12 protein-coding genes and 2 pseudogenes are annotated in these 15242 nt (G+C 57.6%); 1 reads left to right on the top strand and 13 read right to left on the bottom strand.

The features are described from left to right. Positions 1–228 precede the first annotated feature (228 nt). Both ibpB and ibpA read right to left on the bottom strand, forming a co-directional pair. Positions 229–657, bottom strand: coding sequence for a small heat shock chaperone IbpB (gene ibpB, locus AAHB66_RS00070; protein WP_142487671.1), 429 nt, complete (start codon positions 655–657; stop codon positions 229–231). A gap of 137 nt (positions 658–794) precedes the next feature. Further along, positions 795–1205, bottom strand: a complete 411-nt coding sequence (ibpA, locus tag AAHB66_RS00065) for a small heat shock chaperone IbpA (protein ID WP_032615564.1) — start codon at positions 1203–1205, stop codon at positions 795–797. Between the two features lie 311 nt (positions 1206–1516). Between ibpA and AAHB66_RS00060 the strand changes: the two genes are divergently transcribed. Further along, positions 1517–1849, top strand: coding sequence for a YceK/YidQ family lipoprotein (locus tag AAHB66_RS00060; RefSeq protein ID WP_347116553.1), 333 nt, complete (start codon positions 1517–1519; stop codon positions 1847–1849). Here AAHB66_RS00060 and AAHB66_RS00055 read toward each other — a convergent pair. From AAHB66_RS00055 to dnaA, 11 genes and pseudogenes are all read right to left on the bottom strand, one after another. Beyond that, positions 1850–3077: pseudogene (locus AAHB66_RS00055) on the bottom strand (DUF3748 domain-containing protein). 51 nt (positions 3078–3128) lie between these two features. After that, positions 3129–4466: an MFS transporter gene (locus AAHB66_RS00050; RefSeq protein WP_347114780.1), complete on the bottom strand. Its 1338-nt coding sequence runs from the start codon at positions 4464–4466 to the stop codon at positions 3129–3131. Between the two features lie 180 nt (positions 4467–4646). Beyond that, entirely contained in the window at positions 4647–5795 is a 1149-nt protein-coding gene (gene dgoD / locus AAHB66_RS00045; RefSeq protein ID WP_347114779.1) for a galactonate dehydratase, read from the bottom strand. Continuing rightward, positions 5792–6409, bottom strand: a complete 618-nt coding sequence (locus AAHB66_RS00040) for a 2-dehydro-3-deoxy-6-phosphogalactonate aldolase (RefSeq protein ID WP_347114778.1) — start codon at positions 6407–6409, stop codon at positions 5792–5794. Before AAHB66_RS00040 ends, dgoD begins: the two co-directional genes overlap by 4 nt. After that, positions 6393–7272 (bottom strand): annotated as a pseudogene (locus tag AAHB66_RS00035) (2-dehydro-3-deoxygalactonokinase). The gene AAHB66_RS00040 and the pseudogene AAHB66_RS00035 overlap by 17 nt, the downstream one beginning before the upstream one ends. After that, a complete protein-coding gene (gene dgoR / locus AAHB66_RS00030) occupies positions 7269–7958 on the bottom strand; it encodes a D-galactonate utilization transcriptional regulator DgoR (RefSeq protein ID WP_337017992.1) in 690 nt (229 codons plus the stop codon). The pseudogene AAHB66_RS00035 and the gene dgoR overlap by 4 nt, the downstream one beginning before the upstream one ends. 250 nt (positions 7959–8208) lie before the next feature. After that, entirely contained in the window at positions 8209–9021 is an 813-nt protein-coding gene (yidA, locus tag AAHB66_RS00025) for a sugar-phosphatase (protein WP_347114777.1), read from the bottom strand. 196 nt (positions 9022–9217) lie between these two features. Beyond that, positions 9218–11632, bottom strand: coding sequence for a DNA topoisomerase (ATP-hydrolyzing) subunit B (gyrB, locus tag AAHB66_RS00020; RefSeq protein ID WP_347114776.1), 2415 nt, complete (start codon positions 11630–11632; stop codon positions 9218–9220). 28 nt (positions 11633–11660) lie between these two features. Further along, positions 11661–12734, bottom strand: coding sequence for a DNA replication/repair protein RecF (gene recF / locus AAHB66_RS00015; protein WP_347114775.1), 1074 nt, complete (start codon positions 12732–12734; stop codon positions 11661–11663). Then, positions 12734–13837: a DNA polymerase III subunit beta gene (gene dnaN / locus AAHB66_RS00010; protein WP_032615539.1), complete on the bottom strand. Its 1104-nt coding sequence runs from the start codon at positions 13835–13837 to the stop codon at positions 12734–12736. The genes recF and dnaN overlap by 1 nt, the downstream gene beginning before the upstream one ends. 4 nt (positions 13838–13841) lie before the next feature. Beyond that, a complete protein-coding gene (dnaA, locus tag AAHB66_RS00005; protein ID WP_039032235.1) occupies positions 13842–15242 on the bottom strand; it encodes a chromosomal replication initiator protein DnaA in 1401 nt (466 codons plus the stop codon).

Raw genomic sequence — 15242 nt, 5'->3', positions numbered from 1 at the left:
TGAATAACATTATTATTAGCAGGGATTTTCGCAGAGCGCAGGCGGGTTGTATGGGCGATGGCGCACAAAAAAAGCCGAGGTAAAAGCAAAACGGTCACCCGAAGGTGACCGTTTTTAGTGTGTGCGCCCTCTCCCTGTGGGAGAGGGTCGGGGTGAGGGCATCAGGCCGCACAAACCCGTATTAGCTATGTAGGTCGGGTAAGCGTAGCGCCACCCGACATGATGGCATTAGCTATTCAACGCCGGGCGTTCGCTGATGGCGATCCGCTGCGGAGCAATCTCTTCCGGCACGTTGCGGGTGATGTCGATATGCAGCAGCCCGTTGGTGAAGGTGGCGCCCGTCACTTCCATATGTTCAGCAAGGGTAAAGCTCAGGCTGAACGGCTGAGTGACCAGCCCCTGGTGCAGCCATTTGGTTTCGGTCTCCGGTTTTTCCGGCGTGCCTTTCACCGTCAGGCGCGTGCCTTCCAGCTGGATATCGAGGTTCTGCTGGCTGAATCCCGCCACCGCGAGCGTAATGCGATAGTGGTTATCGTCGCTCTTTTCGATGTTGTACGGCGGGAAGGTCTGGCTTTCGGTGGTGCTTTGCAGCGCGTTAGCCAGTTTGTCAAAACCGATCCACTGACGCAGGAGTGGGGATAAGTCGTAATTACGCATGGTAGTTCTCCTTCTGAGAAGCGAGTTCGGCACAGGTTAATTTTGTGCGCGGTTATTCCTGCAAATCCTGATGGATTCACATATGCTCCCGATATCGGCAAGCATTCAGGTTTGGGCCGCCACAGCGACCCGATCAATTAATTAATTTCAATACGGCGCGGTTTTTTCGCTTCCGGGATCACACGTTCCAGATCGATATACAGCAGGCCGTTGACCAGGTTCGCGCCGTGAACGTGAATGTTCTCAGCTAACTGGAACTTGCGTTCAAAGTTACGTTCCGCGATGCCCTGATAGAGGTAGGTACGTTCTTTCTGCTCGCCCGCATGAGCGCCTTTCACCACCAGCAGGTTGTCCTGCGCGGTGATCTCCAGTTCGCTTTCAGCAAAACCGGCCACGGCAATCGCGATGCGATAGTGGTTTTCGTCAACCAATTCAACATTGTAAGGAGGGTAGCCGTTGCTCTGGCTTTGGTTGTTTTCTAAATGATTGAACAGACGATCGAAGCCAATGGCTGAACGATAAAGCGGAGAAAGATCAAAGTTACGCATACAGTTAAAACTCCTGAAATCAGCAAGAATTGTCGCCTTCCACGGTGGACAGGCTGGGGTATCCCAAACGCCCCTCAGGCACGTTTGTTCATTGATACACTCTTAAAATGGGTCTGCTTCCGTTCTTTTCAAGAGCAACGCAGCGAGAATTTTTTGCACTTTGCGGGTACTGGAATAGACTGGGACTACAGCACGTAAGGTTAAAATGCGATAGGTGCCACAGAGCGGTACTTTTCAACTATTCATTTTGACAATGGCCCGTTATAAACCCGGTTGCGGGTCTGTTGCAGGCCATTGATGATGACTGACTGATAATGAAAAATGTTCTGATAAAGCTGACGATGTTCAGCGCGGTGATTGTGCTTTGCGGATGTTCGAGCGTGATGTCTCACACCGGCGGTAAAGAAGGAACCTATCCCGGCACGCGCGCCAGCGCGAACATGCTGGGAGATGACGACACCAACTGGGGCACTAAATCCCTGGTGGTGCTGGATATGCCGTTTACTGCTGTTGTCGATACCCTGCTGCTGCCGTGGGATCTCTTCCGCAAGGATAAATCCGTTCGCTCCCGCGTAGAGCAAAGCGAGGAGAAGACGCTGGCGACCAACGCCGTCATCCCGCCCGCTGCCATGCCCTCTCGCTGATTAGCACCCGGTTTCTGTCACCCAAATCTGACGGAAGCCGCCGACCTCCTCCATCCAGGCCAGATAGCGCCCGTCAGGCGAGTAAACCACCGCATCCCCCGACGGCGGGTTGCCGTGATCGGACGTCAAAAACGTCACCGCGCCTGTGGCGACATCACACTGAGCAATACGCTCCTCCAGCACAAACCCCAGCGAATGGCCCGCCGGATGCCAGTTAAACGCTGACTGAATATCGCTTTTATTATGCGTGAGCTGACGCGGCTCTCCCCCTTCCGGGGCGATCAGCCACAGCTGCACTACGCCGTTATCATCACGCATCAGGCACGCGATGTGCGTTGCCTGCGGGTTGCTGCGTACCCAGTGGCGCGGCACGTTCACCAGACCCGGATAACGGTGGTTATGGGTAAAGGTTAAGCGGCGCTGCACCACGCCGTCAGGCGGAGCGGGCATACGATCCGCCGTGCCCTGAAGCGGTAAATCGCCGGCCTGTTTCCAGCCCTGCTCGTCTTTCGGCAGATCCACGATAAACAGCTCCGGCACTTTTTCACCGTTAGCGGAAAGGGTATCGCCGATAAAGGCCAGCCTGTCGTTGCCGACCCAGCCCTCTTCATAAGCGCGGTTGATCTCATCGCTGCCCGGTTTTGGCGTCGGAGTGGTGCGGCTGACCAGCACGCTCCAGTGCGTGCCGCCATAGTTGCGCGGGTGATCGCCCTGCGGGTTCACCGGACCGAATGGCGCGGCCACGCCCACGTTACGTAAATCGAGCGCTGGATCGTACTCGTGCAGCACGTGGTCGTTATAGGTAAAGCTGACGAACTGCCCGTCCGGGCTATACACATGGACATGGCTGCCGCCGCGCAGCGCGCCGGGGGTGAAGGGCGCGGTGATATCCATCGCATCGAGATTATTTATCTGCCCCTGTGCGGCAATCACCCCCCTGACGGTGGTGAAAATCGTACTGCCAGTGGGCATCGGGATTTTGCGGGCCGTGGATAAAGAGATATTTATTTTCCGCAGGGTGAACGGTCACCACCCCAACGTGCGCGCCGTTGCTGGCGCGATAAATCACCTCCACCTCGCCCGTTTCAACGTTAACCCGCTCGATGGTTTCCCCGGTAAAGGACGCGCCGGAAGGACGGACGTCAAAGACCAGCCACTGGCTGTCTGCGGTCCAGGTGCGGGTGTTGGTGAGCTGGTGATTGCGGGGAGCGAAGGTGATTTGTTTCATGAGGATACCCTGATGCGCGGATGTCGCATCAGGGTATAGCATTGCCGGAGATTAGCCTACCCGTTTCACGTCCCCTACCAGCAGGATGTAGGAGAGCGCGCCGATCAGCGCTACCGCTGAGATATAGACCAGCGCCGGGCCGAAACCGTAGTCCTGTGCCAGGTAGCCGATCACCAGCGGCACGGTGATGCCCCCCAGGCCGCCAACGAAGTTAAACACCCCGCCGGTCAGGCCGATCAGACGCATCGGCGCCAGGGACGATACCAGCGACCAGGTGATAGAGGCGAAGCCATTCCCGAAGAACGCCACCGCCATCAGGGTCATAATCCACACCGGATCGTTGGTGTAGTTCGCGCCCATGATGCAGGTAGAGATCAGCAGCCCACAGATGATCGGCGTCTTACGCGCGATACCCAGGGAGTAGCCTTTTTTCACCAGTTTATCCGCCAGCCAGCCGGAGAGCAGTACGCCGAAGAAGGCCGCAAGGAACGGCACGGTGGTCATAAAGCCCGCCTTCAGGGCGGTAATGCCTTTCTCCTGGGTCAGGTAGTTCGGGAACCAGGTGAGGAAGAACCACAGCGTCGAGGTGACGGCAAACTGGCCCAGGTAAACGCCCACCAGCTTACGGTGGAACACCAGCTTCCAGTCGGCTTTAGTCAGCGGCTGACGCGCCTCTTTTTTCACCGGCGCATCGCCATCCACCAGACCGCCGCCGTCGCGGATGTAGTCCAGTTCGGCTTTGGTGATGCTTTTGGTCAGACGCGGCGGCTGATAAACCTTAATCCAGATTAGCGACCAGATGATGCCGATCCCACCGGTGACGATAAACACCCAGTGCCAGCTCAGCAGCTCCTGGATCCAGATCAGCAGCGGGGTCAGGAACGCCAGGCCGACAAACTGGCCGGAAGTATAGAACCCAACCGCAGAGGCACGTTCATGCTCCGGGAACCAGCTGGTCACCATACGGTTGTTAGTCGGGAACGCCGGGGCTTCGAAAATACCGGTGATGGCACGCAGGCCAATCAGCGACATTAAGCCGGTGGCAAAGCCCTGGAACAGCGTCGCCACGGACCAGCCGAAAATGGCGATAAAGTAGGTCAGGCGCGAGCCGACGCGGTCGAGGAACCAGCCGCCCGGGATCTGGCACAGCGTATAGAGCCAGGCAAAGGCCGAGAAGACGTAGCCCATTTCCGCTTTGGTGATACCAAACTCTTCCTGAATATGGGCCGAGGCCACGGCGAGGTTGGCGCGGTCGACATAACAGATGACCACGGTAATAAAGATCATAATCAGCGTCAGGTAACGGCGACGCCCGGTTTTGGTAGCAGTAACTGGAATATCCATCGCAATCTGTCTCCAGATTTTGGGCATAGCGAAGCCGCTCACCATGCCCTGTAAATTACAGAGGGTGTATTTGATTTTTTTAATTAAAAACTTAACCAGAATGCGCTAAATAATTCGTGCTGGGGGAAGGCGGCAAGTTTTCGCATCCCCGGGAGCATACAAAAGTATGTGACCGGGGTAAGAAAGCGCAGCCAACGCATCACCAGCGCGAAGTATGACGCGCATTTACCACTCGGCTACAGAACCGTCTTCATGACGCCACAGTGGGTTACGCCAGTCCGGCGCATTTTTACTCAGCTCAATGACTTTGGCTTCGTCGATCTCCACGCCAAGGCCCGGCTTCGTTAACGGTTTGAAGAAACCGCCTTCCATACTGAAGTCTTCTTTGTTCTTCACAAAGTCGAGCAGCTCCGCGCCCTTGTTGTAGTGAATGCCCATGCTCTGTTCCTGGAACACGGCGTTGCGGGAGACAAAGTCCACGTGCAGACAGGCAGCGAGCGCAATCGGCCCCAGCGGGCAGTGCGGTGCCAGCGCCACGTCGTAAGCTTCCGCCATTCCGGCAATTTTGTAGCATTCGGTGATGCCGCCCGCGTGAGAGAGATCCGGCTGCAGGATCGCAATACCGCCCGCCTCCAGCACGCGTTTGAACTCGAAGCGTGAGAACATACGTTCGCCCGCCGCGAGCGGAATATGGGTCTGCTCCGCCAGTTTCGGGTAGTACTCGGCCTGCTCGGCCAGCACCGGCTCTTCGATAAACAGCGGACGATACTGCTCCAGCTCTTTGATCAGCACTTTCGCCATTGGCGCGCTGACGCGGCCGTGGAAGTCCAGACCAAATTCAATCTCGTTGCCGAAGGCCTCGCGGATCTGCGCCACGGTATTCACGGCGCGATCAACCGCACGCGAGTTGTCGATAATGCCCATCTCTTCGCAGCCGTTGAGCTTAAAGGTGTCAAAACCGATGCCGCGCAGCTTGTTGATGCCGTCAATTACTTCCGCCGGACGGTCGCCGCCTACCCAGCTGTAGGCTTTGATTTTGTCGCGCACCAGGCCGCCCATCAGCTGCCAGACCGGGGCATTCAGCACTTTGCCTTTGATATCCCACAGCGCCTGGTCGATACCGGCGATGGCGCTCATCATGATCGGGCCGCCGCGGTAGAAGCCCGCGCGGTACATCACCTGCCACAGGTCGTTAATGCGTGCCGGATCCTGGCCAATCAGGTATTCGCCCAGCTCATGCACTGCCGCTTCGACGGTACGCGCGCGGCCTTCGATGACCGGTTCGCCCCAGCCAACCACCCCTTCGTCGGTTTCGATTTTCAGGAACATCCAACGCGGAGGTAAACGGTACGTGGTGAGTTTGGTTATTTTCATTTCACTGCCTCTCGATACGCTTTAACAAATGCCGCTGCCTGCTGGGCGGTACGTTCTACGGACTGCCCGGCGCGATAGAGATCGCTGCCCAGACCCGCACCGACACAGCCGGCTTTCATCCACTGGGCCAGGTTTTCTGGCGTTACGCCGCCCACGGCAAAGACCGGTACGCTGGCGGGTAAGACCGCCTTCAGCGCTTTGATGTAATCCGGGCCAAAGGCCGACGACGGGAAAATTTTGAGCGACTGCGCGCCCGCATCGAGAGCGGTAAAGGCTTCTGTCGCCGTGGCGCATCCCGGGCAGACGGTCATGCCGTAGCCCACCGCGCGGCGGATCACCTCAGGGTTGATATTGGGCGTCACAATGAGCCTGCAGCCCATCTTCGCCAGCCTGTCCACCTGCTCCGGCTGTAACACGGTACCCGCGCCGATCAGCGCTCTGTCGCCAAAGGCATCCACGACCGCCGGAATGCTTTTCTCCCACTCGGGAGAGTTGAGCGGGATTTCGACCGCGTCGAATCCGGCGTCGATTACCGCGCCAACGTGGGCTAAGGCCTCGTCGGGGGTGATGCCGCGCAGGATCGCGATAAGGGGAAGATTAGTTTGCCACTGCATGAGCGATGCTCCTTATTCCAGCCTGAAATGCCGTGTCGCCCTCCACCGCCGCCACGTCACGCCCGATGGCGTGGAACGCCTGGCGATAACGTGAGGTCAGCGAGGAACCCGCGACGAGGGTGATGGACTGCTGCCCGGCGAACTGCTCGCTCAGGGAGGCGACTTCTGCGCCAATCAGCAGGCCCGATAAAAACTCGCTGACCTGCTCGCGGGGAAGGGTTCCCAACACGTGCGAGGCGCGAACCTCAAAAAGCTGCGGCAAAACGGCGGGGGAAGCGATCCCGCGCTCAAGCCCGGCGGCAAACGCCTCGGGGGGAGGCATCCTGCTCAGGTAAGCCAGCGCCCACCAGCGAATGCTTAAGCAACAGATGGTGCAATTCGCCGGTCATTACGGTGCGAAAATCCTGGATCTGCTGAGCATCGGCCTGCACCCATTTACAGTGCGTACCGGGCATCACGTAGACAGAAGAAGGAGAGAGCGTGCGCGCGCCGAGCAGCTGAGTCTCTTCGCCGCGCATCACGTTGTGGTTATCGTCGCGGGAGACGCACAGCCCGGGAATGATCCAGACATTGTCGCCAACGGACGTTAACTGTTCGCCAATGGCAGAGAAATGGGCAGGAACCGGCAGGTACGGGGCAACCTTCCAGCCCACGTTGCTGCCGACCATTCCCGCCATCACTACCGGCGTGGCGCCATCGCGCCAGTTTTGTGTCACCTCTGCTAACACCGCCTCGGGGGATTTACCGTTCAGGCGCGTGACGCCTGCTTCGGATTGCCTGCTCTCCAGGCACTGTTCGCCCTGGTAGAGCCAGGCGCGCAGATTGGTCGATCCCCAGTCAATTGCGATGTAGCGAGATGTCATGTGATTTCCTTCAACCTTCGTGTTGAGCTGGCGATCATGGTTAATGCCGCCTGCTCTGCCGCATCGCTGTCCTGATGCCGTATCGCATCGAACAGCGCTTTATGTTCCTGGAGCGTCTTCGGCATATTGGCCTCATCACCCATCCAGGTTCGTTCAAATACTGCTCGCTGTAGCGAGCTGATCGCCACGCTAAGCTGCTGTAACACCGGGTTATGTACCGACTGCAGCACCGCCTCGTGGTAGCGGATGTCCGCCTCGTTAAAGGCATCCCGGTTCTGGTTATTGGCGATCATGTCGTTCAGGGCCGACTCAATCTGCGCCAGGTCGCCGGAGGTTGCGCGTTCCGCCGCCCAGCGGGCGATGGCTGGCTCAACCAGGTTTCGCACCTCGCTCATCGCGCCGATCAGCCGTGGGTCGTAGTCGTTTTCCAGCACCCACTGCAGAACGTCGGTATCGAGGTAGTTCCACTGGTTACGCGGGGCGACAAAGGCGCCGCGATAACGCTTCATTTCAATCAGCCGCTTCGCCATCAGCGAGCGGAACACTTCCCGGATGATGTTGCGCGAGGTTTCAAACTCCTCACACAGCTCCGCCTCTGCGGGCAGCGGCGAGCCGGGAACGTATTTGCCACCCACAATCTGGGTGCCCAGCGTAATGACGATGCGATCGGTTTTATTGAGAGTCATGGAGAGTCCTTGTGCTCTGTATGTCCATCACTACTTTACCGCGACCGCTGAATTTCGCCTCAATTTTGCAGTACAAACGTGATGCCATTCGTCATTGCCGTGGTCGTAATGTAGTACAATCACATAATGTTGTACTACAATATGGATCACAAAAAGAACAATCAGTGAAAGGAATGTTAAAGAAAGGTTCCTGTGGGGATAAAAAAACCCGCAACGGGTGCGGGTTGTGGAGCGTGGATTTTGCCAGGTCTTAATTCAGGACAAACTTCTCAATAGCGTATGCCACGCCGTCTTCGAGGTTAGATTTGGTGACGAAGTTAGCCACCTCTTTCACCGACGGGATCGCGTTTTCCATCGCCACGCCTAAGCCAGCATATTCCAGCATCGCAATGTCGTTTTCCTGATCGCCCAGGGTCATGATCTCTTCCGGTTTGATCCCCAGCGCGTCGGCCAGCGACTTCACGCCGGTGCCTTTATTGACGCGTTTATCGAGGATTTCGAGGAAGTACGGCGCACTTTTCAGCACGGTGTACTTCTCTTTCACTTCCGCCGGGATACGGGCGATGGCTTGATCCAGAATGGCAGGCTCATCAATCATCATCACTTTCAGGAACTGGGTGGCCGGATCCATCTTATCCGCTTCGCAGAACACCAGCGGGATGGTGGCGACGAAGGATTCATGCACCGTGTAGTAGCTGATGTCGCGGTTGGCGGTATAGAGCGTGTTGCGGTCGAGGGCGTGGAAGTGCGAGCCCACGTCGCGGGAGAGTTGTTCCAGATAGCGGTAATCGTCATAGCTCAGCGCGGTTTGCGCCACCGTGCTGCCGTCGGCCGCTTTCTGCACCAGCGCGCCGTTGTAGGTAATGCAGTAATCCCCTGGCTCACTCATGTGCAGCTCTTTCAGGTAGTTATGTACCCCCGCATACGGGCGACCGGTGCACAGCACCACGTTCACGCCTTTTGCGCGGGCTGCGGCAATCGCGTCTTTTACGGCGGGAGAGATGGTGTGATCGGGCAGCAGCAGCGTGCCGTCCATATCGATTGCAATGAGTTTGATAGCCATGGGATCCCCGGTTGGAATGAGTCTGGGTTCATGCTAACGCGATTCCGCTCAAAAAACAGTAAAGAAAAGGGGGATAGAAAGGGGAAGCGGGATTCCTCTTTTGCGGGCAAAAGAAAAGCCCGGCGGCGCTAGCGCTTACCGGGCCTACAGATTTTGTAGCCCCGGTAAGCATAGCGCCACCGGGGGAACAAACGGCTTAGATATCGATGTTCGCCGCTTTCAGGGCGTTCTCTTCGATAAAGGCACGACGTGGTTCAACCGCATCGCCCATCAGGGTGGTGAACAGCTGGTCCGCTGCAATCGCGTCTTTAACGGTGACGCGCAGCATGCGGCGGCTTTCCGGATCCATGGTGGTTTCCCACAGCTGATCCGGGTTCATCTCGCCCAGACCTTTATAACGCTGAATGGAGAGGCCACGACGGGACTCTTTCACCAGCCACTCCAGCGCCTGCTCGAAGCTGGCAACCGGCTGACGGCGTTCGCCGCGTTCGATAAAGGCATCGTCTTCGATCAGACCGCGCAGCTTCTCGCCCAGAGTACAGATACGACGGTACTCCGCACCGGTCACAAACTCCTGATCCAGCGGGTAGTCGGTATCCACACCGTGGGTACGCACGCGGATCACCGGCTCGAACTGCTGCAGCTCGGTGTTCTCGTTGACGTCGAACTTCCACTGGCTGCCGTGCTGCTCGTTCTCGTTCAGATCGGTCACCAGGGTGTTCACCCAACGGGTCACGGCCTGCTCGCTGCTGAGGTCAGCTTCGGACAGCGTCGGCTGATAGACCAGCGCTTTCAGCAGCGTGCGCGGGAAGCGACGCTCCATGCGGCCAATCATCTTCTGGGTGGCGTTGAACTCAGAGACCAGACGCTCCAGCGGTTCACCCGCCAGCGCCGGGGCGCTTGAGTTGGCGTGCAGGGTCGCACCGTCAAGGGCGATAGCGATCTGGTACTGATCCATCGCCTCGTCGTCTTTGATGTACTGTTCCTGCTTGCCTTTCTTCACTTTGTACAGCGGCGGCTGGGCAATGTAGACGTGACCACGCTCAACGATTTCCGGCATCTGACGGTAGAAGAAGGTCAACAGCAGCGTACGAATGTGCGAGCCGTCGACGTCCGCATCGGTCATGATGATGATGCTGTGATAGCGCAGCTTGTCCGGGTTGTACTCGTCACGGCCAATGCCGCAGCCCAGGGCGGTGATCAGCGTCGCCACTTCCTGAGAGGAGAGCATTTTGTCGAAGCGCGCCTTCTCAACGTTGAGGATTTTACCCTTCAGCGGCAGGATCGCCTGGTTCTTACGGTTACGGCCCTGCTTCGCAGAACCGCCCGCAGAGTCCCCTTCCACGAGGTACAGTTCGGACAGCGCCGGGTCGCGTTCCTGGCAGTCCGCCAGTTTGCCCGGCAGGCCAGCCAGATCCAGCGCGCCTTTACGACGGGTCATCTCACGGGCTTTACGCGCCGCTTCACGGGCACGCGCCGCATCGATAATTTTGCCGACCACGATTTTGGCGTCGGACGGGTTTTCCAGCAGGTATTCGCTCAGCAGCTCGTTCATCTGCTGTTCAACCGCCGATTTCACCTCTGAAGAGACCAGCTTATCTTTGGTCTGGGAGGAGAACTTCGGATCCGGTACTTTCACGGAGACAACAGCAATCAGGCCTTCACGGGCATCGTCACCGGTGGCGCTGACTTTCGCTTTTTTGCTGTAGCCTTCTTTATCCATGTAGGCGTTCAGGGTACGGGTCATCGCCGTACGGAAGCCGACCAGGTGCGTACCGCCATCGCGCTGCGGGATGTTGTTGGTAAAGCAGTAGATGTTTTCCTGGAAACCGTCGTTCCACTGCAGCGCCACTTCCACGCCGATACCGTCTTTCTCGGTGGAGAAATAGAAGATATTCGGGTGAATTGGCGTTTTGTTCTTGTTCAGGTACTCAACGAACGCCTTGATCCCACCTTCGTAATGGAAATGGTCTTCTTTGCCGTCGCGCTTGTCGCGCAGGCGGATAGAGACGCCGGAGTTGAGGAATGACAGCTCGCGCAGACGTTTGGCGAGGATCTCATATTCAAACTCGGTGACGTTGGTGAAGGTTTCATGGCTTGGCCAGAAACGGACCTGAGTCCCGGTCACGTCAGTTTCACCGGTCACGGCCAGCGGAGCCTGAGGTACGCCGTGCACGTAGGTTTGCTGATGCACTTTGCCTTCGCGGCGGATCAGCAGTTCCAGCTTCTGCGACAGGGCGTTAACCACAGAGACGCCAACGCCGTGCAGACCACCGGAGACTTTATAGGAGTTATCATCGAACTTACCGCCTGCGTGCAGGACGGTCATGATCACTTCCGCCGCAGAGACGCCCTCTTCCGGGTGGATACCGGTCGGGATGCCACGGCCATCATCGGTTACGGAGACGGAGTTGTCGGCGTGGATGGTCACCACGATGTCTTTACAGTGACCCGCGAGCGCTTCGTCGATAGCGTTATCCACAACCTCAAATACCATGTGGTGCAGACCGGTGCCGTCATCCGTGTCGCCGATATACATACCCGGGCGCTTACGCACCGCATCCAGCCCTTTCAGGACTTTGATACTGGAGGAGTCATAAGAATTCGACATCAACGTTTCTCGCTCATTTATTCTTGGGTTAATCCGTTATTTTACCCTTTTCCACGGTGAACATCTTCGAATTTTTGTCCGACATGTCCATTACGTGTTCAGCGCTGATGGCGCTGACGAAAACCTGCGACTGCGTGGCTTTTAAGCGGCTGGCAAGCAGCCCGCGCCGCGCGTCGTCAAGTTCCGAGGCAAAATCATCAATCAGGTACAGGCAGCGTCGTCCGCTTTCACGGGTCAAGAACTCGCCCTGCGCCAGGCGCAGCGCGCACATCAGGAGTTTGAGCTGCCCGCGTGACAAAGTATCTTCCACCGGCGCACCGTCAGCACGAATGCGGAAATCCGCCTTGTGCGGGCCGTGCGCGGTGTAGGTCAGCATGCGATCGCGCTCGAAGCTTCGCTCCAGCACCTCGGCATAGTCGGTCTCTTTCTCCCAGCCGCGCTGGAAGGAGAAGCTCAGAGAGAACTCGGGTAAAAACTGTTGGCAGGTATCCGCCATGTCCTGCGCGATCCCGGCGCTGTACTCGGCGCGCCAGCGGCTGATCTGCTCCGCCAGCGGGATCAGCTCTTTGTCCCATGCCCGCAGTTGGGCGTAGCGGGTCACCTGGCGCAGCGCGGCATTGCGCTGCTTGAGCAGCCGCTTAAGGTTGCTCCAGGCGGTAAAGAAGCCCGCTTCGTTATGGAAGCATCCCCAGTCGAGGAAGGCTCTTCTGTATTTGGGGCCGCCGTTGAGTAAAGTAAACCCCTCGGGGGTGATCAGCTGCATCGGCATCAGCAGCGCCAGCTCGGCGACTTTGTGCCCGTCGGTGCCGTCGATGCGCACCTTGCTGTCGCCATGCTTGTCTTTGGTCAGCCCGATGGCGGTTTCATGATCCTCGCCCTGTAAACGACCATGCAGGATGAACGACTCCTGCTCGTGGCGAATGACGCGGCCAATCTGCAAACTGCGAAACGCCCGGCCATGGCCCAGCGTATAAATGGCTTCCAGCACGCTGGTTTTGCCACTGCCGTTGGCGCCAACCAGGAAATTAAAGCCGGAGGATAAAGCAAGATCCGCGCTTTCGATATTGCGAAAGTCGCGGATCAACAGGCGGGTGAGCGACATTACAGTCTCATTGGCATGACAACATAGGCTGCCGACTGTGATGCGGCATCTTCAATCTGTACGCTCGACACGGAGTCGGTCAGCAGAATACGCACGTTTTCGCACTTCAGCGCATTCAGCACATCCAGCACGTAGCTGACGTTAAAGCCGATCTCCATTTCGGTGCCCGCCGCATAGGTGACATCCAGAATCTCTTCGGCCTCTTCCTGCTCCGGGTTGTTCGCGGTGATCTTCAGCTGATTCTCGCTGACATACAGGCGCACGCCGCGGAACTTCTCGTTGGAGAGGATCGCTGCACGGGCAAAGGCCTGCTTGAGGATATCGCAGCCCGCTTCCAGCGTTTTGTCCGGGTTCTTCGGCAGTACGCGGCGATAGTCCGGGAAACGACCATCCACCAGCTTGGAGGTGAAGATAAAGTCACCGACGTGAGCGCGGATGTTGTTGCTGCCAATCTGCACGCGCAGCGGGGTTTCACCGCCGTCGAGCATACGCATCAGCTCAATCACGCCTTTACGCGGTACGATCACCGAATGGTTCGGCAGGCTCACGCCAATCGGCATGGAGCAGACCGCCAGGCGGTGGCCGTCGGTGGCCACGGTACGCAGCTCTTCACCTTCGGTTTCGAACAGCATGCCGTTCAGGTAGTAACGAACGTCCTGATGCGCCATCGAGAACTGGGTGGCTTCAATCAGGCGCTTCATGGTCGCCTGCGGCAGGGTGAATTCAACTTCACTCTGCCAGTCATCGAGGTTCGGGAAGTCGATAGCCGGGAGCGTGGAGAGCGAGAAACGGCTGCGGCCGGAGCGCACCAGCATGCGGTCGCCCTCCAGCTGCACGGCGATCTCTGCCCCTTCAGGCAGGCCACGGCAGATATCAAAGAACTTACGCGCCGGAACGGTGGTTGCGCCCGCTTCGTGAGGCTGAGAAAGCGTCACGCGTGCGACCATTTCCATCTCGAGATCGGTGCCGGTCAACGACAGCGTGCCGTCTGCGACCTGCAGCAGCAGGTTACCGAGAATAGGCAGCGTCGGGCGGCCGCCTAAGGGGCCACTCACCTGTTGCAGCGGTTTTAATAAGTGTTCACGTTCAACGGTAAATTTCATAGCGTCACGAAGATAATGTTCTGATTAAATTGGAGAAGTCTTCTTTTATGTCGTGGCTTTCTTCACGCAGCTGCTCGATCTTACGACAGGCGTGCAGCACGGTAGTATGGTCACGGCCACCAAACGCATCGCCGATTTCCGGCAGGCTGTGGTTGGTCAGTTCCTTTGCCAGCGCCATCGCCATTTGACGCGGTCTCGCTACCGAGCGGGAACGACGTTTGGATAGCAGGTCCGCCACTTTAATTTTGTAGTACTCCGCCACCGTCTTCTGAATATTGTCGATGGTGACCAGTTTTTCCTGCAGCGCCAGCAGATCGCGCAGCGCTTCACGCACGAAATCGATGGTGATCGCCCGTCCGGTGAAGTTGGCGTTAGCGATCACGCGGTTCAGTGCGCCTTCCAGCTCACGGACGTTGGAACGCAGGCGTTTGGCAATAAAGAACGCCACCTCGCCCGGCAGACGAATGTCGTTCTCGTCGGCCTTTTTCATCAGGATCGCCACGCGGGTTTCCAGCTCTGGCGGTTCGATCGCCACGGTCAGGCCCCAGCCGAAGCGGGATTTCAGACGATCCTCAACCCCGTTGATCTCTTTGGGATAGCGATCCGAGGTCAAAATGATCTGCTGATTGCCTTCCAGCAGGGCATTAAAGGTGTGGAAAAACTCTTCCTGAGATCGTTCTTTATTGGCAAAGAATTGAATGTCATCGATCAGCAGCGCATCAACGGAGCGGTAGTAGCGTTTAAACTCTTCGATCGCGTTGTTTTGCAGGGCTTTAACCATGTCCTGAACGAAGCGCTCGGAGTGCATATACACCACTTTGGCATTCGGCTTACGCGCCATGATGCCGTTGCCGACCGCGTGCAGCAGGTGCGTTTTACCCAGACCGGTGCCGCCATAAAGGAACAGCGGGTTATAGGCACCGCCGGGGTTATCTGCGACCTGACGGGCCGCCGCGCGTGCCAGCTGGTTCGATTTACCTTCGACGAAGTTATCAAAGGTGTGTTTGACGTTAACGTTAGAGCGGTATGTCGGCTCTGCCGGGGCCGGGACGTTGTCCCAGCCAGCCCGCGGCGCAGGGGCCACGCGCGGCATATGAACCTGCGCGGTTTGTGCGGGTGCAGCGGCGACGTTAACGGTCTCTTTGAGGGTTTGGGTGACCGGTTTTGTGCCCACTTCGAAACGCAGCTGTGGGGCATCGGCACCGCAAAATTCGTTTAGCAGTCCATTGATGTTATTGAGGTATTTGTCCCTGACCCAATCGAGCACAAAACGGTTTGGCGCATACAAAGCCAGCGTGTTATCGCTCAGTTCCGCCTGCAACGGGCGGATCCACATACTGAATTCTGTGGCTGGTAACTCATCCTGCAATCGGGCAAGACACTGCTGCCAAAGCGAAAGTGACAC

Source organism: Leclercia sp. S52 (assembly GCF_039727615.1).
In the GTDB taxonomy this organism is placed as follows: Bacteria; Pseudomonadota; Gammaproteobacteria; order Enterobacterales; family Enterobacteriaceae; genus Enterobacter; species Enterobacter adecarboxylatus_B.
This window is presented reverse-complemented; position numbering and strand designations above follow the sequence as displayed.

What these genes read in the sequence shown, in the direction of transcription:
- ibpB (WP_142487671.1), bottom strand. Translation starts at nt 657, where the DNA reads ATGCGTAATTACGACTTATCCCCACTCCTGCGTCAGTGGATCGGTTTT.
- ibpA (WP_032615564.1), bottom strand. Translation starts at nt 1,205, where the DNA reads ATGCGTAACTTTGATCTTTCTCCGCTTTATCGTTCAGCCATTGGCTTC.
- AAHB66_RS00050 (WP_347114780.1), bottom strand. Translation starts at nt 4,466, where the DNA reads ATGGTGAGCGGCTTCGCTATGCCCAAAATCTGGAGACAGATTGCGATG.
- dgoD (WP_347114779.1), bottom strand. Translation starts at nt 5,795, where the DNA reads ATGAAAATAACCAAACTCACCACGTACCGTTTACCTCCGCGTTGGATG.
- AAHB66_RS00040 (WP_347114778.1), bottom strand. Translation starts at nt 6,409, where the DNA reads ATGCAGTGGCAAACTAATCTTCCCCTTATCGCGATCCTGCGCGGCATC.
- dgoR (WP_337017992.1), bottom strand. Translation starts at nt 7,958, where the DNA reads ATGACTCTCAATAAAACCGATCGCATCGTCATTACGCTGGGCACCCAG.
- yidA (WP_347114777.1), bottom strand. Translation starts at nt 9,021, where the DNA reads ATGGCTATCAAACTCATTGCAATCGATATGGACGGCACGCTGCTGCTG.
- gyrB (WP_347114776.1), bottom strand. Translation starts at nt 11,632, where the DNA reads ATGTCGAATTCTTATGACTCCTCCAGTATCAAAGTCCTGAAAGGGCTG.
- recF (WP_347114775.1), bottom strand. Translation starts at nt 12,734, where the DNA reads ATGTCGCTCACCCGCCTGTTGATCCGCGACTTTCGCAATATCGAAAGC.
- dnaN (WP_032615539.1), bottom strand. Translation starts at nt 13,837, where the DNA reads ATGAAATTTACCGTTGAACGTGAACACTTATTAAAACCGCTGCAACAG.